The organism is Sphingobium sp. SG1, from assembly GCF_057063145.1.
The window spans coordinates 53,543-76,147 of record NZ_JBVVOJ010000013.1; the positions used below are offsets into that span (position 1 = coordinate 53,543).

General features: G+C 64.3%; 21 protein-coding genes and 2 tRNA genes. 14 read left to right on the top strand and 9 right to left on the bottom strand.

Annotation, left to right across the window (positions count from 1 at the left end; genetic code table 11):
- The first annotated feature begins 67 nt into the window (after window positions 1–67).
- From AC0KVN_RS21450 to AC0KVN_RS21460, 3 genes are all read left to right on the top strand, one after another.
- Window positions 68–538 (top strand): pyridoxamine 5'-phosphate oxidase family protein, encoded by a 471-nt coding sequence (locus AC0KVN_RS21450; protein ID WP_435567948.1) that lies wholly within the window; start codon window positions 68–70, stop codon window positions 536–538.
- A 279-nt stretch (window positions 539–817) separates the two neighbouring features.
- Window positions 818–2,248: a DEAD/DEAH box helicase gene (locus tag AC0KVN_RS21455; protein WP_004207589.1), complete on the top strand. Its 1,431-nt coding sequence runs from the start codon at window positions 818–820 to the stop codon at window positions 2,246–2,248.
- A gap of 205 nt (window positions 2,249–2,453) precedes the next feature.
- On the top strand, window positions 2,454–5,351 hold the full coding sequence (locus tag AC0KVN_RS21460) for a M16 family metallopeptidase (RefSeq protein WP_435567947.1): 2,898 nt from the start codon (window positions 2,454–2,456) through the stop codon (window positions 5,349–5,351).
- A 9-nt stretch (window positions 5,352–5,360) separates the two neighbouring features.
- Here AC0KVN_RS21460 and AC0KVN_RS21465 read toward each other — a convergent pair whose 3' ends face one another.
- On the bottom strand, window positions 5,361–5,531 hold the full coding sequence (locus AC0KVN_RS21465; protein ID WP_435567946.1) for a hypothetical protein: 171 nt from the start codon (window positions 5,529–5,531) through the stop codon (window positions 5,361–5,363).
- 227 nt (window positions 5,532–5,758) lie between these two features.
- Between AC0KVN_RS21465 and AC0KVN_RS21470 the strand changes: the two genes are divergently transcribed.
- Window positions 5,759–7,042 carry a Xaa-Pro dipeptidase gene (locus AC0KVN_RS21470; protein ID WP_435567945.1) on the top strand — a complete coding sequence of 428 codons (1,284 nt, stop codon included), beginning with the start codon at window positions 5,759–5,761 and terminating at the stop codon, window positions 7,040–7,042.
- A 47-nt stretch (window positions 7,043–7,089) separates the two neighbouring features.
- Here the strand turns inward: AC0KVN_RS21470 and AC0KVN_RS21475 are convergent, their stop codons facing one another.
- Complete coding sequence (locus AC0KVN_RS21475; RefSeq protein ID WP_004207585.1) at window positions 7,090–7,677, bottom strand: TetR/AcrR family transcriptional regulator; 588 nt, start codon at window positions 7,675–7,677, stop codon at window positions 7,090–7,092.
- A 116-nt stretch (window positions 7,678–7,793) separates the two neighbouring features.
- Here AC0KVN_RS21475 and AC0KVN_RS21480 point away from each other — a divergent pair, with 116 nt between their 5' ends.
- The 4 genes from AC0KVN_RS21480 to AC0KVN_RS21495 all read left to right on the top strand — a co-directional run bounded on the left by AC0KVN_RS21480 (window position 7,794) and on the right by AC0KVN_RS21495 (window position 14,240).
- Window positions 7,794–9,002 carry an efflux RND transporter periplasmic adaptor subunit gene (locus AC0KVN_RS21480; protein WP_010336036.1) on the top strand — a complete coding sequence of 403 codons (1,209 nt, stop codon included), beginning with the start codon at window positions 7,794–7,796 and terminating at the stop codon, window positions 9,000–9,002.
- A gap of 3 nt (window positions 9,003–9,005) precedes the next feature.
- Window positions 9,006–12,185 carry an efflux RND transporter permease subunit gene (locus AC0KVN_RS21485; RefSeq protein WP_483656380.1) on the top strand — a complete coding sequence of 1,060 codons (3,180 nt, stop codon included), beginning with the start codon at window positions 9,006–9,008 and terminating at the stop codon, window positions 12,183–12,185.
- A 2-nt stretch (window positions 12,186–12,187) separates the two neighbouring features.
- Window positions 12,188–13,606, top strand: coding sequence for an efflux transporter outer membrane subunit (locus AC0KVN_RS21490; protein WP_435567943.1), 1,419 nt, complete (start codon window positions 12,188–12,190; stop codon window positions 13,604–13,606).
- A 94-nt stretch (window positions 13,607–13,700) separates the two neighbouring features.
- Complete coding sequence (locus AC0KVN_RS21495) at window positions 13,701–14,240, top strand: methylated-DNA--[protein]-cysteine S-methyltransferase (protein ID WP_435567942.1); 540 nt, start codon at window positions 13,701–13,703, stop codon at window positions 14,238–14,240.
- A gap of 118 nt (window positions 14,241–14,358) precedes the next feature.
- Here the strand turns inward: AC0KVN_RS21495 and AC0KVN_RS21500 are convergent.
- The 4 genes from AC0KVN_RS21500 to dapB all read right to left on the bottom strand — a co-directional run bounded on the left by AC0KVN_RS21500 (window position 14,359) and on the right by dapB (window position 16,404).
- Window positions 14,359–14,435 (bottom strand) — tRNA-Arg (locus AC0KVN_RS21500).
- Between the two features lie 75 nt (window positions 14,436–14,510).
- Window positions 14,511–14,897 carry a hypothetical protein gene (locus AC0KVN_RS21505; RefSeq protein WP_435567941.1) on the bottom strand — a complete coding sequence of 129 codons (387 nt, stop codon included), beginning with the start codon at window positions 14,895–14,897 and terminating at the stop codon, window positions 14,511–14,513.
- A 78-nt stretch (window positions 14,898–14,975) separates the two neighbouring features.
- Window positions 14,976–15,635 (bottom strand): endonuclease III, encoded by a 660-nt coding sequence (gene nth / locus AC0KVN_RS21510; RefSeq protein WP_435567940.1) that lies wholly within the window; start codon window positions 15,633–15,635, stop codon window positions 14,976–14,978.
- A gap of 4 nt (window positions 15,636–15,639) precedes the next feature.
- Complete coding sequence (gene dapB / locus AC0KVN_RS21515; RefSeq protein WP_435567939.1) at window positions 15,640–16,404, bottom strand: 4-hydroxy-tetrahydrodipicolinate reductase; 765 nt, start codon at window positions 16,402–16,404, stop codon at window positions 15,640–15,642.
- A gap of 109 nt (window positions 16,405–16,513) precedes the next feature.
- Between dapB and AC0KVN_RS21520 the strand changes: the two genes are divergently transcribed.
- From AC0KVN_RS21520 to AC0KVN_RS21535, 4 genes are all read left to right on the top strand, one after another.
- A complete protein-coding gene (locus AC0KVN_RS21520; protein WP_435567938.1) occupies window positions 16,514–17,197 on the top strand; it encodes a fumarylacetoacetate hydrolase family protein in 684 nt (227 codons plus the stop codon).
- Between the two features lie 23 nt (window positions 17,198–17,220).
- Window positions 17,221–17,520, top strand: coding sequence for a polyhydroxyalkanoic acid system family protein (locus AC0KVN_RS21525; protein WP_004207574.1), 300 nt, complete (start codon window positions 17,221–17,223; stop codon window positions 17,518–17,520).
- Between the two features lie 62 nt (window positions 17,521–17,582).
- Window positions 17,583–17,894 (top strand): hypothetical protein, encoded by a 312-nt coding sequence (locus tag AC0KVN_RS21530; RefSeq protein WP_435567937.1) that lies wholly within the window; start codon window positions 17,583–17,585, stop codon window positions 17,892–17,894.
- Window positions 17,895–17,910: 16 nt separating this feature from the next.
- Window positions 17,911–18,609: an NAD-dependent deacylase gene (locus tag AC0KVN_RS21535; protein WP_435567936.1), complete on the top strand. Its 699-nt coding sequence runs from the start codon at window positions 17,911–17,913 to the stop codon at window positions 18,607–18,609.
- A gap of 6 nt (window positions 18,610–18,615) precedes the next feature.
- Here the strand turns inward: AC0KVN_RS21535 and AC0KVN_RS21540 are convergent, their stop codons facing one another.
- The 3 genes from AC0KVN_RS21540 to AC0KVN_RS21550 all read right to left on the bottom strand — a co-directional run bounded on the left by AC0KVN_RS21540 (window position 18,616) and on the right by AC0KVN_RS21550 (window position 20,542).
- Window positions 18,616–19,596, bottom strand: coding sequence for a FecR family protein (locus tag AC0KVN_RS21540; protein ID WP_435567935.1), 981 nt, complete (start codon window positions 19,594–19,596; stop codon window positions 18,616–18,618).
- A complete protein-coding gene (locus tag AC0KVN_RS21545; protein WP_004207570.1) occupies window positions 19,565–20,170 on the bottom strand; it encodes an RNA polymerase sigma factor in 606 nt (201 codons plus the stop codon). Before AC0KVN_RS21545 ends, AC0KVN_RS21540 begins: the two co-directional genes overlap by 32 nt.
- Before the next feature lie 171 nt (window positions 20,171–20,341).
- On the bottom strand, window positions 20,342–20,542 hold the full coding sequence (locus AC0KVN_RS21550; RefSeq protein ID WP_483656381.1) for a hypothetical protein: 201 nt from the start codon (window positions 20,540–20,542) through the stop codon (window positions 20,342–20,344).
- A gap of 119 nt (window positions 20,543–20,661) precedes the next feature.
- Between AC0KVN_RS21550 and AC0KVN_RS21555 the strand changes: the two genes are divergently transcribed.
- Both AC0KVN_RS21555 and tig read left to right on the top strand, forming a co-directional pair.
- Window positions 20,662–20,746: transfer RNA gene (locus tag AC0KVN_RS21555), tRNA-Leu, on the top strand.
- A gap of 63 nt (window positions 20,747–20,809) precedes the next feature.
- On the top strand, window positions 20,810–22,399 hold the full coding sequence (gene tig, locus AC0KVN_RS21560) for a trigger factor (protein WP_048938173.1): 1,590 nt from the start codon (window positions 20,810–20,812) through the stop codon (window positions 22,397–22,399).
- Window positions 22,400–22,605 lie beyond the last annotated feature (206 nt).

The window sequence follows — 22,605 nt, forward strand, 5'->3', positions numbered from 1 at the left end:
GTCAAACGGAACTTCGGCGGCGTCGGGCCATTTCCTTTGGTGAAGCCCCAGATAAGGAGATGGAAAGATGAGCGACGACAAGGATATTCGCGAACGTTTCTGGACAGATCTGTCGAGCAGCCCGTTCCTGATGGTGGGGTTGCACGATGCCCATGCGCACAGCGTGCCGATGACCGCGCAATTGGACAAGGATGCCGATCATTGCTTCTGGTTCTACACCAGTCGCGACAATCGGCTGGCCGCCGGCGGGCCGGCCATGGCGCAGTTCGCGGCGAAGGATCATTATCTGTTCGCCTGCATCAACGGCACGCTGGTGCCGGAGGCCGACGAGGCGGTGATCGACCGCTATTGGTCGAAGCAGGTCGAGGCCTGGTATCCGGGCGGACGGCAGGATCCCAACCTGCTGATGCTGCGCTTTGATCTTGGCACGGCGGAAATTTGGCGCGCCGATCTGTCGATCGGCGGCGTGTTCAAGATGATGTTCGGCGGCGATGTCCGGGCGGAGTTGCGCGACAAGCATGCCAAGGTCAGTCTTTAAAGGATTGGCATGATGTTGGGCGGCCGCGGGCGAAATCCCGTGGCCGCTTGCTTTTCAGCGGCATTTGCCCCATATGTGCGGCAGCGCAGCATGGCCCTTGGGGCCCGATAGCGATTGGCAGCGTGATCGTTCCCGGCTCTGACAGGCCCTGGGAACCGGCCAATGACAGTCTGCGCCAAGCTTGAGGCTTCCCTATTCACGCGGGTCGTTTCCTAACCCGCCTTGCGCCCTTGCTGCGTCCGCAGACAGGTTGGCGCCCGGCCGACTTGTGAGTTTCTCATGCATTTCAATGAACTTGGTCTTTCCGAGCCAATCATCAAGGCGCTGACCGCCAAGAAATATGCCGAGCCGACGCCGATCCAGCAAAAGGCCATTCCGGTCCTGCTGGAAGGCCGCGACCTGTGCGGCATCGCCCAGACCGGCACCGGCAAGACCGCAGCCTTTGCGCTGCCCAGCCTCGACTATTTCGCGCGCAATCCCAAGCCGACGCCGATCAAGGGCTGTCGCATGCTGGTGCTGTCGCCGACCCGCGAGCTGGCCGCCCAGATCGCCCAGAGCTTCCGCGACTATGGCCGCTTCCTGCGCCTGTCGGTGGAAACGGTGTTCGGCGGCGTGCCGGTCAACAAGCAGATCCGTGCCCTGTCGGCCGGCGTCGACATCGTCGTCGCCACCCCCGGCCGCCTGCTCGACCTGATCGACCAGCGCGCCTTCACCATCAAGGACACGGAAATCTTCGTCCTCGACGAGGCCGACCAGATGATGGACATGGGCTTCATCCACCCGCTGAAGCGCATCGCCAAGCTGTTGCCGCGCGATCGCCAGAACCTGTTCTTCTCGGCCACCATGCCCAAGGAGATCGAGGCGCTGGCCGGCCAGTTCCTCAATGATCCGGTCAAGGTCAGCGTCGCGCCGCAGTCGACCACGGCCGAGCGTGTTCGCCAGCAGCTGACCTTCGTCAACCAGGCGGAGAAGCAGGCGCTGCTGCATATCGTGCTGAAGACCGAGGAGATCGACCGCGCGCTGATCTTCACCCGCACCAAGCATGGCGCCGACCGCGTCGTGCGCTTCCTGGAGGGCGCGGGCATCCAGGCCTTCGCGATCCATGGCAACAAGAGCCAGGCACAGCGCACCACCGCGCTGCAGGCGTTCCGCCACGGCCATTGCAAGCTGCTGGTCGCGACCGACATCGCCGCGCGCGGCATCGACGTGTCGGGCGTGTCCCACGTCATCAACTTCGAAATCCCGAATGTGCCGGAACAATATGTCCACCGCATCGGCCGGACGGCGCGTGCCGGCGCGGACGGCATCGCCATCAGCTTCGTGGCGGATGATGAACGGCCTTATCTGAAGGCGATCGAGCGGGCGACCAAGGTGAAGCCCGAGATCGTGCCCCTGCCGGAGAATTTCCTGGAGGCCGTGCGCAACCTTCCCAAGCCCGCGCCGCAGCGCAAGGGTCCGAGCCAGAGCCCGGCCCAGCAGGCCAAGCGCGCCGAAGGCCAGCGTCGCTATCAGGAAGGGCAGAAGGCCCAGCGCGGCGCGCCCGACAAGGCTCGCCGTGGTGAAGGGGGCCATCGTGGCGAGGGCGCGCATCGTGGCGAAGGCGATGGTGCCGGCGCCAAGAAGAATTTCCGTCGTCGTCGCGGTGGCGGCGGTGGCGCCGTCGGCACGCACAAGGGCGCGGTCCAGCGCACCGGCGCACCGCGCGGCTAATGGCTAAGGCGTTCCGGGCGCTCCCCCATGGAGTGTCCGGGGCGACCCGCTCTGGCGCGTGCCATTTTGCGCGCGCCATATTTCCATTGTCGCATCGCGTGGGGCGCAAGACCGGTTCCCCCTTTTGCGCGCGATGCTCTGATGCCGCGGCGTGACCATCTTTGTCAGTGGTCATTCAGGAAAATGCCGTTAGGCTCCCCTGCCTATGCGTTTGACCTCTCGCCGTTCGGCCGCTTCGCTCACCATTCTTGCCCTGCTTCTGTCGGGCTCTCCCCTGCCGCTGGCGGCAAGAACCGATCCTTCGGTCGCCGGGGCAAAGGCCGCGCCGGGCGGCAGCCAGGCGGATATCCGCCCCTGGCTCTACGAAAATAGTGACGTGCCGATCGACACGGCGTGGCGGTTCGGCACGCTGTCCAACGGGCTGCGCTATGCCATCCGCCGCAACGGCGTGCCGCCAGGGCAGGTGTCGATCCGCCTGCGCATCGACGCCGGATCGCTGATGGAGCGGCCCGATGAGCAGGGCTATGCCCATTTCATGGAACATCTGTCGATGCGCGGGTCGCGCCATGTGCCCGATGGCGAGTCGAAGCGCATCTGGCAGCGGCTGGGCGTAACCTTCGGCAGCGACAGCAATGCCGCAACCACGCCGACCGGCACTACCTATGCGCTCGACCTGCCCCAGGCCAATCAGGCGAGCCTTGGCGAAAGCCTGAAAATCCTGGCCGGCATGATGACCGACCCCAATATCGTCGACAGCGCGGTCGATGCCGAGCGGGCGGTGGTGCTGGCCGAACGGCGCGAGAGCGACGGGCCGCAGATGCGCATTTCCGATGCCAGCCGCCAGCATTTCTTCGCCGGCCAGGCCTTGGCCGACCATGCGCCGATCGGCACGGTCGCGACGCTCAACGCGGTGACCGCGGCCAAGGCCGAAGCCTTCCACCAGCGCTGGTATCGCCCGGAAAACACGGTGATCGCGATTGCCGGCGATATCGACCCGGCGCTGGCCGAACAATTGCTCAAGGATAATTTTGCCAGCTGGCAGGATAGCGGCAAGGGCGCCGAGCAGCCCGATTTCGGCGAGCCGGATCCCAAGGCGCCGGCCACCCGCGTCGTGGTGGAACCGGGCTCGCCGACCGGCCTCACCATGGCCTGGCTGCGTCCGTGGAAGCCGCATGCCGACACGATCGTCTATAATCAGGACAAGCTGACCGACATGCTGGCGCTGCAGATCGTCAGCCGGCGGCTGGAGCAGGCGGCACGGGCAGGGGGCAGCTTCCTGGCGGCGGGTGTCGACCAGCAGGATATCAGCCGGTCGGCCGACGGCACCTTCATCACCATCACGCCCACCGGCGAGAATTGGGAGAAGGCGCTGGCCGATGTGCGCGCGATCATCGAGGATGCCAAGGCCGCGCCGCCGACCCAGCAGGAAATCGACCGCGAATATGCGCAGCTTGACACGGCGCTGGCGATCCAGGTCGAAAATGCCGACACGGAAGCCGGGGCCAAGCAGGCGAGCGATCTGGTGAGCGCGGTGGACATTCGCGAAACTACGGTCAGCCCGCAGGCCGCGCTCGACATCTTCCGTTCCGGCAAGCCGGCGATGACGCCGCAGAAGATACTGGATTGCACCCGCCGGCTCTTTTCCGCCGGGGTGTTCCGGGCGATGCTGATCACCGGCAAGGTCGAGGCGGGGCAGGACCAGAAGCTGGCTGCTGCGCTTGCCGCGCCGGTCAAGGCGGCGACCAATGCCCGCCTGGCCGACAAGGCGGTGACGATGGACGACCTGCCCAAATTCGGTGCGCCCGCGACCGTCGTGTCGCGCACGCCGGTGGGGTTGCAGGGCATGGAGAGCATCACCTTCTCCAATGGCGTCAAGCTGACCCTGTTCGCCAATGATGCGGAAACCGAGAAGGTGCGCATCAATGTCCGCTTCGGTCATGGCCAGCAGGCCTTCTCGCCGACCAAGCCGGTGGCAAGCTGGGCCGGCGATTATGCGCTGGTGGCCAGCGGCATCGGCAAGCTGGGCCAGCGGGAACTGGACGACCTGACAAATGGCCGGCGCATGGGCATGCAGTTTTCGACCGACGATGACGCGTTCGAATTGCAGGCGGTGACGCGCCCGGCCGATTACAAGGACCAGTTGCGCCTGTTCGCCGCCAAACTGTACCAGCCGGGCTGGGATCCCGCGCCGATCGCGCGGGTGAAGACCGGCGCCTCGGTCGCTTATGACGCGATGTCGCGCGCGCCCGATGGCGTGCTGGGGCGCGACCTCAACTGGCTGCTGCATGACAAGGATGTGCGGTTCCGCACCCCGTCCAAGGCGGAAATCAACGCGCTGACGCCCGAAAGCTTCCGCCAGACCTGGGAGCCGATCCTGGCTTCGGGACCGATCGAGATCCAGATTTTCGGTCAGGTGAAGGCCGAAGAGGCGATCCAGGCCGTGGCGGCGACCTTTGGCGCGATGCCGGCCCGCCCGGACGTGCCGGTGCCGGCCGCGAACAAGGTGCAGCGTTTCCCCGCCCATGTCGACCAGCCGGTCATCCTGCGCCATGACGGTGACAAGGAACAGGCGGCCGCCGTCATGGCCTGGCCGACTTCGGGCGGCTTTGCGCTGACGAAGGAGGCGCGCCAGCTCGAAATCCTGACCCAGATCTTCAATGACCGGCTGTTCGACAAGCTGCGCTCGACCGAGGGTGCGGCCTATTCGCCCAGCGTGCAGAATAGCTGGCCCTTTTCCTATGACAGTGGCGGCTATATCTTGGTGACCAGCCAGGTGCGGCCCGACCGGGTCAATTATTTCTACAGCGTCGTGAAGGAAACGGCGGCCGATCTGGCGAAGACGCCGATCAGCGCCGACGAACTGCAACGGGCGGTGGCGCCGATGCGGCAGTTGCTGATGCGCGCCAGCACCGGCAATGCCTTCTGGATGGGGCAGATGGAGGGATCGACCCATGATCCCCGCTATGTGCAGGCGATGCAGACCATGAGCCAGGATCTGCTCAACGTCACGCCGGCCGACATCCAGGCGCTGGCGACCAAATATCTGGTGCCGGGCAAGAACTGGTCGGCGGTGGTGCTGCCGCAGGGCGTCGCCGCCAAATAGGCGGCTGGATCAGGCGGAGGCGGCTTGCGCGTCCTCCGTCTGCAGCAATTGCTCGTAAAGCCGCGCATATTCCAGATGCATGTTGCGGAGCGCCGGTGTGGCCGATCGCGCCGCCAACTGGCGATTGCGGTCGCGTCGCTGCTCGAAATAGGCGCGGCCGAAATTCGCTTCCAGATCCATGAAATACCTCCCTCGATTGATCCTCCAATGGGCGGGGCGCCAACAGGTTGCGGGCAGGGCAGGGGCTTGCGGTGGACGGGGGTGAAACGGGGGTGGGCGGCGCGATGCGACCATCCATCTTTGCCCTTGATGCCGGCTGGCCTTGGTCGCTAGGTCAGGGGCTTGGGGCAATGATGATCCGGCCATGCACGGTCTGGACATCGATCGCCCAGGGGGATTTGCATCGCATGTTGAAGACTGTCCGGGCATCGGCCATGGCCACCACCATCCTGTTGTTGTCGCTGGCTGCCGCACCGGCGCTTGCCGAGCAGGTGGTCGTCACCGCGGACCATATGGTCGATGTACTGGCCGGCAAGACGGTCGATCATCCGGCTATCTTCATTACCGATGGTCGCATTACCGGCATCGCCGACGCGCGCACCGTGCGCTGGGGCAGTGACGTCCGTCATATCAACCTGTCGGGCAAGACCATCCTGCCGGGCCTGATCGACATGCACGTCCATTTGACCAGCCTGGCGGAAGTGGGCGGCTATCAGGGGCTGCGCTACACCGACAGTTTCTGGACGGCGGTAGGCGTCAAGAATGCGCGCATCACGCTGAAGGCCGGTTTTACTACGGTGCGCAATGTCGGGTCGGCCGATTTCGCCGATGTGGGCCTGAAGCAGGCGATCGAGGAGGGGCAGATTGTCGGGCCGCGGATCATCCCGGCCGGCTATGCGATCGGCGCAACTGGCGGCCATTGCGATGGCGGTGGCCTGCCGCCATCGATGGATCGCAAGGAACCTTCGGTGGTCGACAGCCCGCAGGAGGGCCGCGCCAAGGTGCGCTGGCTGCACAAATATGGCGCGCGCGTCATCAAGATCTGTGCGACCGGCGGCGTCTTCTCGCTAGGCGACGCGGTCGGCGCGCAGCAACTGAGCTTTGACGAGATGAAGGCGATCGCCGACGAGGCGCATATGCTGGGCCTCAAGGTTGCGGCGCACGCCCATGGCAATGACGGTATCCGCACCGCGATCGAGGCGGGGATCGACACGATCGAACATTGCAGCCTGGCCGATGACGAGACGATCAAGCTGGCGGCCAGCAAGAAGACCTGGTTCGATATGGATATCTATAATGACGATTATATCCTGGCGACCGGCACGGCCAATGGCACGGAACAGGAAAGCCTGGACAAGGAAAAGCTGATCGGGCGTCTTCAGCGCGAAACCTTCCGCAAGGCAGTGAAGGCCGGCGTGCCGATGCTGTTTGGCACCGATGCCGGCGTCTATCCCCATGGCGACAATGGCAAGCAGTTTGCCAAGATGGTCGAATGGGGCATGACGCCGATGCAGGCGATCCAGGCGGCGACCGTCAGCGGCGCCAAGGCGCTGGGCTGGGAAGCCGATGTCGGCGCGATCGCCGTCGGCCGCTATGGCGACATCGTTGCAGTGCAGGGTGATCCTCTCAAGGATGTGACGTTGCTGCAGCATGTCAGCGACGTGGTGAAGGGCGGCGAACTGGTGGAGTGATCCGCCGTTGCCGGTTCACGATCGGCGTGAACCGGCTTTCGCTGCGATCAGCGCACGGCCTTCAGGCCTGCCACGATCATCTGGGCGGCGCGCCGGGCCGACGCCTCCGGGCTGAGATTGGGGCGCGACAGGCTGCGATGGCCCAGGCCGAACATGCAGGCCAGGATCATCTCCTCCGCGCCGTCCAGCGCCTCGCCCGAAAGCTCCGGGTTGGCGGCGCAGGCAAAGTCGCGAATATCGTCGCGGAAACGGCCACACATGGTGCCGATCATCTCGCCGACCGTCGGATTGCGGAAGCTTTCGGCCAGGATGTCGAAGGACAGCGCCTCATCCTTTTCGTCAATGACGTGCAGCATCAGTTGCTCGAACGTATCGTCGATGCTCAACTCGCCACTGTCGAGTCGTTTGCGCAGGATATCGACGTCCTCCGCCCACTGGTCGGCGTCGGCATGGACGATAGCCTCGATGATATCTTCCTTTCCTTTGAAAAGCCGATATATTTGCCCCACTGATACCTGTGCGGCGGAAGCGAGTTCGGCCATGGACGTCTGGTGGAAACCATGGCTGTTGAACAGGTCTCGCGCCGCTGCAAGTACACGGTCGCGACTGCTTTTTTCATGCTGCGCTGCAACCATTTTACCCTCGGAAAATTGTTTTTCTCTTGAATTCCCTCTGACAGCTTCTTAGGTGCGCGGCAAGCGGAATGAACGTTCATTCCGGTCCTGCGATATTTATCGGATTGGGAAAATTGATGCAAAAGGGGAACTTCTTCGGATTGCTGGCCTGTGTTTCGGCCCTTGCGCTGAGCGCTTGCGGTCAGGAAGCGCCGCCCGCACCGCCGCCGCCGAGCGTGGGCGTGGTGACGCTCAAGACCGAGTCTGCACCGTTGCTGAACGAACTGCCGGGCCGCATCTCGGCTTTTGAAACGGCCGAAGTCCGGCCGCAGATCAGCGGCGTGATCCGCCGCCGCCTGTTTACCGAAGGCGGCAATGTCCAGGCCGGGCAACTGCTCTACGAGATCGAGGACGCGCCTTATCGCGCGGCGCTCGCCCAAGCCCAGGGTTCGCTGGCCAATGCCCAGGCGGCGATCCGCTCGACCGGGCTGCAGGCCCAGCGCTACAAGGATCTGGTCGGCATCAATGCGGTGTCGAAGCAGGAATATGATGACGCGGCGGCTGCGGCCCAGCAGGCTCGCGCCAATGTTGCGGCGCAGCAGGGCGCGGTGCAGGCAGCGCAGGTGAACCAGAATTTCACCCGCATCCGCGCGCCGATTTCGGGCCGTATCGGCCGTTCGCTGCTGACGCCGGGCGCACTGGTTCAGACCGGTCAGGCCGATCCGCTGACCACCATCCAGCGCACCGACCGCGTCTATGTCGACGTGACCCAGTCGGCCGCGCAGATCATCGACCTCAAGCAGGCGATGAAGGCTGGCGGCATCAGCGAGGCGCAGGGCGCCCGCATCCAGCTGATCCTGCCCAATGGCAGCGTCTATCCGGGGGAAGGCCGCCTGCAATTTGCCGACGTGACGGTGGATTCCAGCTCGGGCGCGGTCACGCTGCGCGCGATCTTCCCCAACGCCGACGGCCTGTTGCTGCCGGGCATGTATGTCCGCGCCAAGCTGATCGAGGGTGAGCGCACCCAGGCGATCCTGGCCCCGCAGCAGGGCATTTCGCGCGACGCGCGCGGCCGGGCTACGGCGATGGTCGTGGGCAAGGACAACAAGGTCGAGATGCGCCAGGTCACCGTCGACCGCGCGATCGGCGACAAGTGGATCGTCACCAGCGGCCTGAAGCCGGGCGATCAGCTGATCGTTGAAGGCCTGGTCAATCTGCGCCCCGGCACGGTGGTGAAGCCCGGCGCGCCGCAGCAGGTGACCGCGCCTGAAGGCGGCGCTGCCGCCCAGGGCGGCGCGAAGCCGGCCGCTGCACAAGGCGCGTCAAACGCGGGCGAGGCGCACTAAGCCATGGCCCGCTATTTTATCGACAGGCCCATCTTCGCATGGGTCATCGCCATCGTCATCATGCTGGCGGGCCTGCTCGCGATCCGGTCGCTGCCGGTCGCGCAGTTCCCGGAAATCGCCCCGCCGGCGGTGACGATCCAGACCACCTATCCCGGTGCCAACGCCCAGACGCTGGAAAGCACGACGACGCAGATCATCGAGCAACAGCTCAAGGGCATCGACAATCTGCGCTATTTCTCGTCCACCAGCGATGGTTCGGGCAATCTCAACATCACCCTGACCTTTGAGCAGGGCACCGATCCTGACATTGCGCAGGTGCAGGTGCAGAACAAGCTGTCGCAGGCGACCCCCCTGTTGCCGCAGGAAGTGCAGCAACAGGGCCTGCGCGTGGGCAAGTCCACGTCCAGCTTCCTGCTCATCATGGCGGCCTATTCCGACGACGGCATCCATGACCAGGAAGACGCGGCGGACTTTATCGCGTCCAGCCTTCAGGATCCGCTGAGCCGCGTCACCGGCGTTGGCGATACCCAGCTGTTCGGTTCGCAATATGCGATGCGCATCTGGCTCGACCCCTACAAGATGGCCAATCTGGGCGTGACCACCGGCGACGTGAAGTCGGCGATCACCGCGCAGAACGCCCAGGTGTCGGCCGGCCAGATCGGTGGTTCGCCTTCGCCCAAGGGCCAGGCGCTCAACGCCACCGTCACGGCCCAGTCGCGCCTGCGCACGCCGGAGGAATTCCAGAATATCCGCCTGCGCAGCAACAGCGACGGTTCGGTCGTGCTGATGAAGGATGTTGCCAAGGTCGAGCTGGGCGCGGAAACCTATGGTTTCGGCGTGAAATTCAACGGTCATCCGGCATCGGGCTTCGGCATCAAGCTGGCACCGGGCGCCAACGCGCTCGACACGGTGGAAGCGGTCAAGGCGCGCGTCGACCAGCTGTCGAAGAATTTCCCCAACTGGGTCAAATATGACTTCCCGGTCGACAACTCGACCTTCGTCAAGCTGTCGGTGGAGCAGGTGGTCCATACCCTGTTCGAAGCCGTGCTGCTGGTGTTCGTCGTCATGTTCCTGTTCCTCCAGAACTGGCGTGCGACGCTGATCCCGACGATTGCGGTGCCGGTGGTTCTGCTGGGTGCGCTGGCGATCCTCAGCGCAGCCGGCTTCACCATCAACACCCTGACGCTGTTCGGCATGGTGCTGGCGATCGGCCTGCTGGTCGATGACGCGATCGTCGTCGTCGAGAATGTCGAACGTCTGATCCAGGATGAAGGGCTCAGCCCCAAGGAAGCAGCCAAGAAGTCGATGGACGAGATCAGCGGCGCGCTGATCGGCATCGGCCTGGTGCTCTCGGCGGTGTTCCTGCCGATGGCCTTCTTCGGTGGCTCGACCGGCGTCATCTTCCGCCAGTTCTCGATCACCATCGTGTCGTCGATGATCCTGTCGGTGCTGGTCGCATTGATCCTGACCCCGGCGCTGTGCGCCACCATCCTCAAGCCAGCCTCGCACGGGCATAGCTGGAACGGGCCGATCGGTTCGATCCTCGGCCGCTTCTTCGACTGGTTCAACCGCACCTTCGACAAGGGCGTGGTGCGCTATGGCAAGGGCGTCGAGAAGGTCGAGCGCAGCTGGGTTCGTACCATGCTGGTCTATGGCCTGGTGGTGGTCGGCATGGCCTTCATCTTCCTGCGCCTGCCCAGCGGCTTCCTGCCGGACGAGGACCAGGGCATCATCATCAACCAGGTGTCGCTGCCCGCGGGCACGACGCTGGAAGAGACCGAGCGGGCCCTCGCCCGGATGCGCGATCATTATCTGGTCGACGAGAAGAAGAATGTCTCGGCCGTGTTCACGGTCGCCGGCTTCGGCTTCGTGGGCCAGGGCCAGAATGTCGGCATCGTCTTTGCCCGCATGAAGGACTGGCATGAGCGGTCGGGTGCGGACAATCGCGTGCCCGCGATCGCCCTGCGCGCCAATATGGCGTTCCAGAAGATCTCGTCGGGCATGGCCTTCGCCTTCGTGCCGCCGGCCGTGCAGGAACTGGGCAATGCGTCCGGTTTCGATTTCCAGCTGCTCGATCAGGCCAATCTTGGTCATGAGAAGCTGCTGGAAGCCCGCAACCAATTGCTGGGCATGGCGATGGGCGACAAGCGCCTGGCGCAGGTCCGTCCCAATGGCCTGGAAGACACGCCGCAGTTGAAGCTGAATGTCGATCAGGCCGCAGCCGGTGCGCTGGGCATCGCCCAGTCGGACGTCAATGACACGATCAGCACCAATCTGGGCGGATCCTATGTCAACGACTTCATCGACCGCGACCGCGTGAAGCGCGTCTATGTGCAGGCGGATGCACCGTTCCGTACCTCGGCCGACGCGATCAACGCCTATCATGTGCGTGGCAGCACGGGCGTGATGGCGCCGCTCTCCGCCTTCTCCACCACGGAATGGGTCCAGGGCCCGGCCCGTCTGGAGCGCTATAATGGCGTGCCGTCGATGAACATCCAGGGCGCTCCGGCACCCGGCGTGTCGAGCGGCACCGCGATGCAGGCGATGGAAGAGTTCGCGGCCAAGCTGCCGGCCGGTATCGGCTATGCCTGGAACGGCATTTCCTATGAGGAACAGACCTCCGGTGGACAGGCGCCCTATGTCTATGCGCTCTCGATGCTGATCGTCTTCCTCTGCCTGGCTGCGCTCTATGAAAGCTGGTCGGTGCCGATCGCGGTCATGCTGGTCGTGCCGCTCGGCGTGCTCGGCGCGGTGATCGCGGCGACGCTGGCGGGCCTCAACAACGACATCTATCTGCAGGTGGGCCTGATCACGACCATCGGCGTGTCGGCGAAGAACGCGATCCTGATCGTGGAATTTGCCGAAGAGAAGATGCGCGAAGGGCTGCCGCCCGCCAAGGCGGCGCTGGAAGCGGGCAAGCTGCGTCTGCGGCCGATCCTGATGACCAGCTTCGCCTTCATCTTCGGCGTGCTGCCGCTGGCCGTGTCCAAGGGCGCGGGTGCGGGTGGCCAGAACGCCATCGGCTGGGCCGTGGTCGGCGGCATGCTGTCCGCCACCGTCCTCGCCATCTTCTTCGTGCCGGTCTTCTTCACCGTGGTGAAGCGGTTGTTCCGCGAACATCATGAAGGGGAAGAACAGCGTAACGCCGACGGCGAAACGCCGAACGCACCGCAGGAGGCATAAGAATGTTGCGTAATATCAAAGCAATGTCGGTCGCCTCTTTGGCGCTGACGCTGGCCGCCTGTGACATGGCGCCCAAATATGCCCGCCCCGAACTGCCGGTGCCGCAGGCCAGCCCCGAGGGGCCGGCCTATGCGGCCGCGGCGGACGGCGGCGCGGCGATCGTACCGGCCGATACCGCCTGGCGCGATTTCTTCACCGACCCGCGTCTGGTGCGGGTGATCGAGACGAGCCTCGCCAACAATCGCGACCTGCGCATTGCTGTCGCCAATGTCGAACAGGCACGGGCGCAATATAAGGTGCAGCGGGCCGATCTGTTGCCGACCGTCGGGGCCACCGGCACGGCGACCTATTCGGAACAGCCACTGGTTCAGTTCGGCCAGAGCCAGCGCCTCAATACCGACGTCTATCAGGCGCAGGTCGGCATCTCGTCCTGGGAAATCGACCTGTTCGGCCGGGTGCGGAACCTGACCAAGGCGGCGCAGGAGCAATATTTCGCCTCGGTCGAAAACCGCAATGCGGCCCAGACCGCACTGGTGGCGGAAGTGGCGACGGCCTGGGTGAACATGGCCGCCGATCAGGAATTGCTGTCGATCGCGCGGGCGCTGGCGACTGCGTTCAAGGAGACGCTGGACCTCAACAAGGCCCGCTTCGACAAGGGCATCGCGTCCGAACTGGAAGTGCGCGAGGCACAGACCAGCTATGACCAGGCGCGGGCCGCCATTGCCAGCGCCACCACGCTGGTCGCGCAGGACCAGAATGCGCTGAACCTGCTGGCGGGCACGACGCTCGGCAGCGAGGATCTGCCCTCGGCCCTGCCGGAAGGCCATGTCACGCTCGACAATCTGCCGGCGGAACTGCCCTCGACCCTGTTGCTGCGCCGGCCCGACATCGCGTCGGCCGAGCATCAGCTGATCGCGGCCAACGCCAATATCGGTGCGGCGCGGGCGGCCTTCTTCCCGCAGCTGTCGCTGACGGCGGCGCTGGGCACGGTCAGCCTTGGCCTGTCCGGCCTGTTCAAGTCGGGCAGCGACACCTGGTCGGTGGCGCCCAGTGCGACCCTGCCGATCTTTGACTTCGGCCGGAACAAGGGCAATCTGCGTTACGCCAGGGCGACCTATGACGCGATGCTCGCCACTTATGAAAAGAGCGTGCAGACCGGCTTCCGCGAGGTCGCCGATGCGCTCGCCCGGCGCGGCACGATGACGGATCAGGTCGAGGCGCAGACCTCGCAGCGCGATGCTGCACGCAAGGCCTATGACCTGACGCAGGCCCGCTTCCGTGCAGGTGTCGACGGCTTCCTGCCGACGCTGGTGTCGCAGCGGACCCTGTCGAGCGCGGAGCAGAGCCTGGTGACGACGCGTCTGGCGCGGCTCACCAACATGATCGAGCTGTATCGCGCCATGGGTGGTGGCCTGAAATGATGCGGCCTGCCGCTTGCGGACTTTGACCGCAAGCGGCAGGAAGCGGGGGCGGGGATCATCGCCTATCTCCAGCGATGACGCATGGAGGATGACGATGACCCTGGCCTGTATGACGATGATGTCGCCGGTGGGCGACCTGACGCTGGTCGCAAGCGACGAAGGACTGATGGCGGTCCTGTGGCTCGACGATGATCCCGCCCGCGTCCGCCTGGGCGCCCGATCCGAAGCGACCGAGCATCCGGTGCTGCGGGACGCGGCCTCCCAGCTATCGGAATATTTCGCTGGCCAGCGGCGGCATTTCTGCGTCCCGCTGCATTTTCAGGGCACGGATTTCCAGCGCCAGGTCTGGGCTGCGCTGCTCGACATCCCGTTCGGCGAGACGCGCAGCTATGCCGACATCGCGCGCGCCATCGGTCGCCCGACCGCGACCCGTGCCGTCGGCGCCGCCAATGGCCGCAACCCGATCTCGATCATTGCGCCATGCCACCGGGTGGTCGGCAGCAACGGCGCGCTCACCGGCTTTGCCGGCGGCGTCGAAACCAAGAAATATCTGCTCGATCTGGAGAAGGGCGGGGACGATCTTTTTTCGTTCGCGCCAATGCCGCTTGCCGATGCCGGCGCGAGATCGGTTTAGGCCGCCTCGTCATCATGCGTTGTTCGCATCACGGCTCAGAAATCGACCAATCGGCGCCAGCGTTCCGTAACGCTAAAATAGGAAACTGCGCGTCAGCCAGCCGATCTATGCGGCGGTTTGGTGCACCCAAGTGGATTCGAACCACTGGCCTTTGCCTTCGGAGGGCAACGCTCTATCCAGCTGAGCTATGGGTGCATGACGCTGGTCAGAAGGGGCGCTTAGCAAAGGGCTTCGAACCGCGCCAGCCACAAAATCACCTGTTCCCGAAACTTATTTCGAGGCCTTCACCATCGGCTGGAATTTGCCCAGGCCACAGCTGGCACCCGGTTGCAGGCCCGGCCCGGCGTTGAACAGCACGGTGATGATGTCGACCGAACAGAGCTGGGACATGCTGGTGCGATAGGAGAAGCGCCGCTCGAAGCCCAGGCTGGGGCAGCTGTTGGGCAGGCTGTTGCGGTAGATCTTCTTGCCGCTGACCTCGAAATCGATGGTGCGATCATCGCGGACGCTGCTCGACCGAATCTGGCTGATGGAAATGCAGTCGACCGGATCTCCGCTGGGCACATAGGGATCCGGCTTGTCCTTGGTCTTGGCGAAAGCAGGCGTCAGGCCGCAGGCCAGCAGCAGGCCGGCGGTGAGAATGGGGCGGATGGACATTGTCTCTCTCCTTCGTACTGACAAGACGATTCGCGGAGCTGATTTCCGTACCGATCCTAGCACCGCCGTCGGGCGCGATCAGGCGGCTTTTGCGACGCTGCCGGGTGCCGGCGTCTTGGGCTTGAAGCGGCACAGGTCCGACACGATGCAGCGCCAGCATTCGGGCTTGCGCGCCTTGCAGACATAGCGGCCATGCAGGATCAGCCAATGATGGGCGTCGCGGCGGAAGGGCTGGGGCACGCGCTTTTCCAGCTTGTCCTCGACCGCCAGCACCGTCTTGCCCGGCGCCAGGCCGGTGCGGTTGCCGACGCGGAAGATATGGGTGTCGACCGCGAAGGTTTCCTGCCCGAAGGCGGTGTTGAGCACGACATTGGCGGTCTTGCGGCCAACGCCGGGCAGGGTGGTCAGCGCGTCGCGATCCTGCGGCACCTCGCCGCCGAAATCGCGCACCAATATTTCGGACAGGGCGATGACATTCTTCGCCTTGGTGTTGAACAGGCCGATCGTCTTGATGTGCTGCTTGAGCGCATCCTCGCCCAGATCGACCATTTGCTGCGGCGTTTCGACCTCGCGGAACAGGGCGCGGGTCGCCTTGTTGACGCCGACATCGGTGGCCTGTGCCGACAGGGTGACCGCGACCAGCAATTGGTAGGCATTGCCATATTCCAGCTCCGTCACAGGGGCGGGATTGGCCTCTGCCAGGCGGCTGAAAAAGTCGAAGATCTGGCCCTTGTTCATGGCATCAGAGCCCCAATACGCCCTTCATGTCATAGCGGCCGACCGGCTGGCCGGCGAGCCAGCTTGCGCCCTTGATCGCGCCGCGCGCGAAGATGCTGCGGTTTTCGGCGCGATGGCCAAGTTCGATCCGCTCGCCTTCGGTCGCCAGGATGACCTGATGGTCGCCTGCGACCGATCCGCCACGCAGCGCAGCAAAGCCGATCGCGCCCTTCGCCCGCGCGCCGGTGATGCCGTCGCGGCCACGTTCGCTATGGTCGGCCAGCGCGATGCCGCGCCCCTTCGCCGCCGCTTCGCCCAGCAGCAGCGCGGTGCCCGACGGCGCGTCCACCTTGTGGCGGTGATGCATTTCGACGATCTCGATATCCCAATCGTCGCCCAGGCTGGCGGCGGCCTTTTCGACCAGCGCGGCGAGCAGGTTGACGCCCAGCGAGGTATTGCCGGTCTGTAGCACCGGGATGTGTGCCGCTGCCTGGTCGATCAGCACATGATGCTCGCCCTCCAGTCCCGTCGTGCCGATCAGGATCGGCTTGTTCGCGGCGATGCAGGCGTCGAGATTGGCGGAAAGCGCGGCTGGCACGGAAAAGTCGATCAGCACGTCGGCCGCCTGTGCCAATGCCAGCGGATCATTGGTGATGGCGACACCTGGCGCCAGTTCGCCGCTGCCGTCGCGATCGGTGCCGCCCGCCACGGTCAGCCCGGCCTCCGCCGCGGCCTGCGCGATGGCGCGGCCCATGCGCCCGGCGGCGCCGAAAATCCCAATGCTGGTCATGCCCTGATCCGTTCCTTGGCTATAAGTCAGCGCGCGATGCCAGAGCGGCGGCCCTTTGTCATCCGGCACCATGAATTTCTTGGGAAAGGCGACCGACCATGGCTAAGAGATGGCCATGCTCGATCTTCCCCGACTCTCCGTTCCAACCCTGCCGATCGACGGCAGCGCCGATCGCTTCCCCGTCCGTCGCATCTTCTGCGTCGGGCAGAATTATGCCGAACATGCGCGCGAGATGGGCGGCGATCCCGATCGCGCGCCGCCCTTCTTCTTCACCAAGCCGGCCGATGCCGTGGTCGAGAATGGCGCGTCGCTGCCGTTCCCCTCGCGCACGCAGGATCTGCATCATGAGGTCGAACTGGTGGTCGCGCTCGGCGCGGGCGGCACGGATGTCGCGGTCGAGGATGCGCTGGCGCTGATCTATGGCTGGGCGGTCGGCATCGACCTCACCCGCCGCGACATGCAGGCGGTCGCGAAGAAGGCCGGTCGTCCCTGGGACATGGCCAAGGGCTTTGATCGCTCCGCGCCGATCGGCCCGATCCATCCCGGCACGCCGCCGGCCAGTGGCGCCATCGCGCTCTGCATCGAGGGCGACCCGCGCCAGTCGGGCGACCTGGCCGACATGATCTGGTCAGTGCCCGAAATCATCGCCAATCTCTCCACCTATGTGGAACTGGCGCCCGGCGACCTGATCTTCACCGGCACGCCTGCCGGCGTCGGCCCGATCGCGCCCGGCCAGGCGGTGCAGGCGACCATCGCCGGCCTGCCGCCGCTCGACATCGCCTTTCAGAACTGACCATCAGAACAAGGACAAACAGGATGGATATCGACATTCCCCATGACCTCGGCCGTGACGAGGCCAAGCGCCGGGTCGAACAGGGCCTGCCCAAGCTGGAGCAGCATATCCCCGGCGGTGGCACCATGACCGCGACCTGGCCGTCCGACTATGCGCTGGACATGGAAATCTCGGCCATGGCCCAGACCATCCCGGTCAAGCTGCTGATCGAGGAGGACAAGGTGCGCGGCACCGTGTCGATCCCGATGTTCCTCAAGATGATGTCCGGTCCGATCTCCGACTTCATCAAGACCAGCGCCCAGAAGATGCTGACCAAGGCTTAAGACAATGGCGCGGCCCTTGCAGCGAGGTTGAGCGGCCGTCCCGAACAGGAAAAGAGGTAAGGATGGATCGCTCAGGCCGGGATGTAGCCCTTCCGATGGAAATGCAGGGGCTCTGGATCGATGCGGACGATCCGACGGTCGAACTGTCGGTAGACGGTGGTGAGGTCGCCTGCTTCGGCCGCATCGTGTCCTATGACTATAAGCTTGTCGCCACGGATGACGATGTGGTGACGGTCAGCCTGAAGGTCGATGATGAGGAGCGTGAGGATGATTTTCAGCGCGCCAATGTCATCGAACTGGTGATCACTCCAGAAGGCGAGATGCACGCCTATAATGTCCGGTTTGCCAGCCAGTTCATCCGGCGCAACAAATGAAGGGGGCGAACGTCGCATGACCGACATCCGCAATATCGTCATCCTCACCGGCGCGGGCATTTCGGCCGAGAGCGGGCTTGCCACCTTTCGCGGGCCGGATGGCTTGTGGGAGGGGCATCGGGTGGAGGATGTCTGCACCCCCGAAGCGCTGGCGCGCAATCCGGCCTTGGTGCATCGCTTCTATGACGAGCGACGGGCGAAGCTGGCGGAGGTGGCGCCCAATCCCGCGCATGAGGCATTGGCTGCGCTCGACCGCGCCTGGCCCGGCGACCTGCTGATCGTCACCCAGAATGTCGATGACCTGCATGAGCGGGCAGGGGCGACCCGGCTGCTCCACATGCATGGGGAATTGAAGTCCGCCCTCTGTGCCGCCTGCGGCAAGGCGGTGGGCTGGGCGGATCCGCTGCCGCCCGGCAGCGCCTGCGCCGGTTGCGGCGCGCCCAGCCTGCGGCCCGACATCGTCTTCTTCGGCGAAATGCCCTATGATATGGAGCGGATCGAGGAAGCGCTGGCGCAGGCCGATCTGTTCGTGTCGATCGGCACGTCGGGCGCGGTCTATCCGGCCGCCGGTTTCGTCCAGATGGCGCGCCATTATGGTGCCCGCACGTTGGAGCTCAATCTCGATCCGTCGGCGGGCAGCAGCTATTTCGAGGAAAGCCGGCTTGGCCCGGCAAGCGAACTTGTGCCCGCGCTGGTCCGCGACCTGCTCGGCTGACCGGCCTTATTCGCTGGGTGGCACCATGATGTCGGCACCATCGGGTTCATCGCGATAAAGCAGCATCACCGATCCATCCTCGCCATTCACCGCGCGGATCGGCAGGCTCAGTTGCAGGGCGGAGAGGAATTCCTTGCTGTCGCTGACGCGGAAGCGCCCGCCGACCCGCAGCGAGGAGACGCGCGCATCGCCGATCAGGATCGGGGCGCGGCGATAGCGGTTGAACTCGCTGGCCGCCTGCTCGATCGTTTCCCCGTCCAGCTCGACCATCTGGTCGCGCCAGGCCGTGCGCTGGTCGATCAGCTTGGGGCTGAGATGGGTGAGGTCGATGCTGCGCGACTGGATCACGGCGCCGCTGCCGGCGCTGACCTTTTCCAGCCCGCTATTGCCCGAATGGACCGTCACCGTGCCTTGCGTGACCGTCAGCTCCACCACCGACGGGCGCATGCGGACGTTGAAGGCGGTGCCGACGGCGCGGATCTGGGCGGATCGCACCTCCACGTCGAACGGGCGGCCCTTGTCATGGGCCACGTCGAAGGAGGCTTCGCCCTTCAGCACGCGCACCTTGCGGCCGATGTCGGTGAAGCGGACTTCCGCCTCGCTATTGCTGTTGAGGTGCAGGATGGAGCCGTCGGCCAGTGCGACGTCGCGGATCTGGCCCACTGCCGTCTCATAACGATCCACGCCGCTGAAGGTGCGGATGGTGACGATCGCGGCGACGATGAAGAAGACGATGGCGATGCCGGCGGCAATCATGATGTTGCGCGACAGGCGGCGCTGCTGTTCCTCGCTGACGATCGCTTCGAGCGGGGGCAGATTGACTTCGGCGGCGGCGCTCTTCAGCCGCTCGGCCGCCTCCCAGGCGGCTTCGGCGCGGGCAAAGGCCACGCCATGGCGCGGATCGGCCTCGATCCACGCACATATCTCGTCTTCGTCCTGGGGGGTAGGGGCGCTGTTAAGCCTGGCCAGCAGGCGCGCGGCTTCCAACGCGATCGCGTCCCTGTCCCCGCTGTTTGAACCTGGTCCCGACGCCTGCACGTTCGAAATCCGTTTCCTCACGTTCTGCCCAGGCCCGCATAACTATGCCGATCGCTTTGGCCAGATGTTTTTCAACAGTAGAAACGGACAGAGACATTTCCTCCGCTATTTCCAGCATCGATTTTTCGTGAATACGGCGAAGAATGAAGACGCGGCGGCACTGGGTGGGCAGCGAATCGACAATCGCCTCGACCTGGCGGAGCGCCTCGCGGGCGTGAAGCTGTGCCTCAATGGTGTTTTCGCCGCCCAGCAATTCCAGATCGGCGATCGTCTCGAAGCTCACCACCTTGTTGCGGCGGGCGGTGTCGATGACGAGGTTGCGGGCGATGGTGAAGAGATAGGCGCGCCCGGTGGTGACATTTTCCCAGTTCTCCGTGGCATAGGCACGGGCAAGAACTTCGGCGACCATATCCTCCAGCTCGTGGGTGGAGGGCAAAATGCGACGCAGGCGGCCCCTCAAGGCAGCTTCCTGCGGCAAAATCACGGTCTTGAACCACTCTAGCTTGGCGCGAACCCTATGCACGTCGACCCCCTTTTATGTCAGCGCGCCTCTCCTGAATTTCTTTTTGTTGTCACATTTCAATCATGGATTCCGGGGGGTGTCCAGCACGTGATTACGCATATTCCGTAATCCGCCATAAAAAGTTCCACCCTGTTGCAAAAAAGTTTTCAGGTGCCTTCTTTTGTTGCGTGGTTACGAAATTATGTCAGGCGGAACCTCGTCCGGCGCGCGATCGGGCTGGTCATAATCGGGTTCGCCAGGGATGATTTCGGGCGGCTCGTTGATCGGAGTCTCGTCCGGAGTCGCAGGGGGCGGCGCTTCCGGCGGCGACTGGGGTTCGATCCGGTCGGGCGGGGGCAGGGTGTCGCGCGCTGGATCGGGCTGGGTGGCCATGCTATGCTCTCCTGCAAAGAAGAAGCTACGCGCGGGCAAGGACGCCGGTTCCACCAATGCATCCATATCCCTTGCTCTCGCCAATGCTTTTCTCTATGCCGCGCCGACCGGCGACCGATGCGGGCGTGGCGAAACTGGTAGACGCGCCAGATTTAGGTTCTGGTATCGCAAGATGTGGGGGTTCGAGTCCCTTCGCCCGCACCAGTGTCAGGCTTGGCTTGATCCGGCGCCAACGAGATTCAGCTAAGAAAGCGTTTGAGAGAAGAGATGCAGACTGTCGAGACGTTGAACGAGGGCCTGAAGCGCGCCTACACCGTGACCATCACGTCGAAGGATATCGACGCCCGCGTTGAGAAGGAAGTGCTGGCGATTGCGCCGCAGGTGCGCATGCCCGGCTTCCGCCCCGGCAAGGTGCCGGCGAACCTCGTCAAGAAGATGCATGGTGAAAGCCTGCAGCGTGACGCCCTCAACAATTCGATCCAGGAAAGCGTTCAGAAGCTGATCGCCGACCAGAAGCTGCGTCCCGCGATGCAGCCTTCGGTCGAACTGGACGAAAGCTTCGAGTTCGGCAAGGACGCGCAGGTCAAGGTGGAACTGGAAGTTCTGCCCGTGATCGAAGCCCCGAGCATCGACGGTCTGAAGCTGGAGCGCCTGACTGCCGAAGTCAGCGACGCGCAGGTCGAGGAACAGGCCGGCCGCATCGCCACCCAGCAGGGCGCGCTGGAAGAATATGCCGCCAGCCACAAGGCGAAGGACGGCGACACGCTGGTCATCGATTTCGTCGGCAAGGTCGACGGTGAAGCGTTCGAAGGCGGTTCGGCCGAAGGCGTGAAGCTGAAGATCGGCTCGGGCCAGTTCATCCCCGGCTTCGAAGAGCAGCTCGGCGGCGTGAAGAAGGGCGAAGAAAAGACCATCGAAGTCACCTTCCCCGAAGATTATGGCGCCGCGCACCTCGCCGGCAAGGCCGCGACCTTCGACGTGACCGTGCAGTCGGTGCTGAACGCCGACAAGCCCAAGCTCGATGACGATTTCGCCAAGTCGCTCGGTCTGGAAGGTCTCGACCAGCTCAAGGATCTGCTCAAGGGCCAGATCGAGCAGGAGCATAACGGCCTGACCCGCACCTATATGAAGCGCAAGCTGCTCGACCAGCTCGCCGCTTCGCACGACTTCGACGTTCCGCCGAGCATGGTGGAAGCCGAATTCAACCAGATCTGGCAGCAGCTTCAGCATGAAGCCAGCCATGAAGCCGATCCGGAAGCCGCTCTCGCCGAAATGGAAGCCGAGAAGGAAGATTATCGCGGCATCGCCGTGCGCCGCGTGCGCCTGGGCCTGCTGCTGTCGGAAATCGGCCAGGCCAACAATGTCGTCGTTTCGGACAATGAAATGAACCGTCTCATCATGCAGGCTGCCCAGCAGTACAGCCCGCAGGATCGTGAGCGTTTCGTGCAGTATGTCCGCCAGGATCCGATGGCCGCCGCCCAGCTGCGCGCCCCCCTCTATGAGGACAAGGTCGTCGACTTCCTGTTCGAAAAGGCGGAAGTCAGCGATCGCGCTGTCAGCCGTGAGGAACTGGAAGCCGCGATCGAAGCCGAAGATGGCGATCTGAAGCCCCACGTCCACGGTCCGGGCTGCGGCCATGACCATGACGAAAAGCCCAAGGCGAAGAAGGCTGCTGCCAAGAAGAAGGCCGAGCCCGCCGAGGCCGAAGCCGTAGCCGAGGAAGCGCCCGCCAAGAAGGCTCCGGCCAAGAAGGCTGCCGCCAAGAAGGACGAAGCCCCGGCTGAGGAAGCTGTCGCCGAGGAAAAGCCCAAGGCGAAGAAGGCTCCCGCCAAGAAGGCCGCTGCCAAGGCTGAATAAGCCTTTCCAGCCAGCAAATCGGAACGCCCGTTCTTCCCGACAGGGAAGGGCGGGCGTTTTGCATGGGCGCGCGGGTGATTGGCTATGAGCCCTCGGCGCGAACGCCGGGATGATACGCGCTTTTCCTGATCTTTATTTTTGCGCTGCAATATATTCTGATGAAGGCCCGAAACTAGGGATCAGGCGATGAACTGATCGCGGAGGGC

Bases quoted from the DNA above. Each gene is read 5' to 3' on its own strand.
- AC0KVN_RS21525 (WP_004207574.1), top strand. From the start codon at position 17,221: ATGGATATCGACATTCCCCATGACCTCGGCCGTGACGAGGCCAAGCGC.
- AC0KVN_RS21475 (WP_004207585.1), bottom strand. From the start codon at position 7,677: ATGGTTGCAGCGCAGCATGAAAAAAGCAGTCGCGACCGTGTACTTGCA.
- AC0KVN_RS21465 (WP_435567946.1), bottom strand. From the start codon at position 5,531: ATGGATCTGGAAGCGAATTTCGGCCGCGCCTATTTCGAGCAGCGACGC.
- AC0KVN_RS21485 (WP_483656380.1), top strand. From the start codon at position 9,006: ATGGCCCGCTATTTTATCGACAGGCCCATCTTCGCATGGGTCATCGCC.
- AC0KVN_RS21535 (WP_435567936.1), top strand. From the start codon at position 17,911: ATGACCGACATCCGCAATATCGTCATCCTCACCGGCGCGGGCATTTCG.
- AC0KVN_RS21450 (WP_435567948.1), top strand. From the start codon at position 68: ATGAGCGACGACAAGGATATTCGCGAACGTTTCTGGACAGATCTGTCG.
- AC0KVN_RS21455 (WP_004207589.1), top strand. From the start codon at position 818: ATGCATTTCAATGAACTTGGTCTTTCCGAGCCAATCATCAAGGCGCTG.
- dapB (WP_435567939.1), bottom strand. From the start codon at position 16,404: ATGACCAGCATTGGGATTTTCGGCGCCGCCGGGCGCATGGGCCGCGCC.
- AC0KVN_RS21470 (WP_435567945.1), top strand. From the start codon at position 5,759: ATGTTGAAGACTGTCCGGGCATCGGCCATGGCCACCACCATCCTGTTG.
- AC0KVN_RS21520 (WP_435567938.1), top strand. From the start codon at position 16,514: ATGGCCATGCTCGATCTTCCCCGACTCTCCGTTCCAACCCTGCCGATC.
- AC0KVN_RS21505 (WP_435567941.1), bottom strand. From the start codon at position 14,897: ATGTCCATCCGCCCCATTCTCACCGCCGGCCTGCTGCTGGCCTGCGGC.
- AC0KVN_RS21460 (WP_435567947.1), top strand. From the start codon at position 2,454: ATGCGTTTGACCTCTCGCCGTTCGGCCGCTTCGCTCACCATTCTTGCC.
- nth (WP_435567940.1), bottom strand. From the start codon at position 15,635: ATGAACAAGGGCCAGATCTTCGACTTTTTCAGCCGCCTGGCAGAGGCC.
- tig (WP_048938173.1), top strand. From the start codon at position 20,810: ATGCAGACTGTCGAGACGTTGAACGAGGGCCTGAAGCGCGCCTACACC.
- AC0KVN_RS21550 (WP_483656381.1), bottom strand. From the start codon at position 20,542: ATGGCCACCCAGCCCGATCCAGCGCGCGACACCCTGCCCCCGCCCGAC.
- AC0KVN_RS21480 (WP_010336036.1), top strand. From the start codon at position 7,794: ATGCAAAAGGGGAACTTCTTCGGATTGCTGGCCTGTGTTTCGGCCCTT.
- AC0KVN_RS21495 (WP_435567942.1), top strand. From the start codon at position 13,701: ATGACCCTGGCCTGTATGACGATGATGTCGCCGGTGGGCGACCTGACG.
- AC0KVN_RS21490 (WP_435567943.1), top strand. From the start codon at position 12,188: ATGTTGCGTAATATCAAAGCAATGTCGGTCGCCTCTTTGGCGCTGACG.
- AC0KVN_RS21530 (WP_435567937.1), top strand. From the start codon at position 17,583: ATGGATCGCTCAGGCCGGGATGTAGCCCTTCCGATGGAAATGCAGGGG.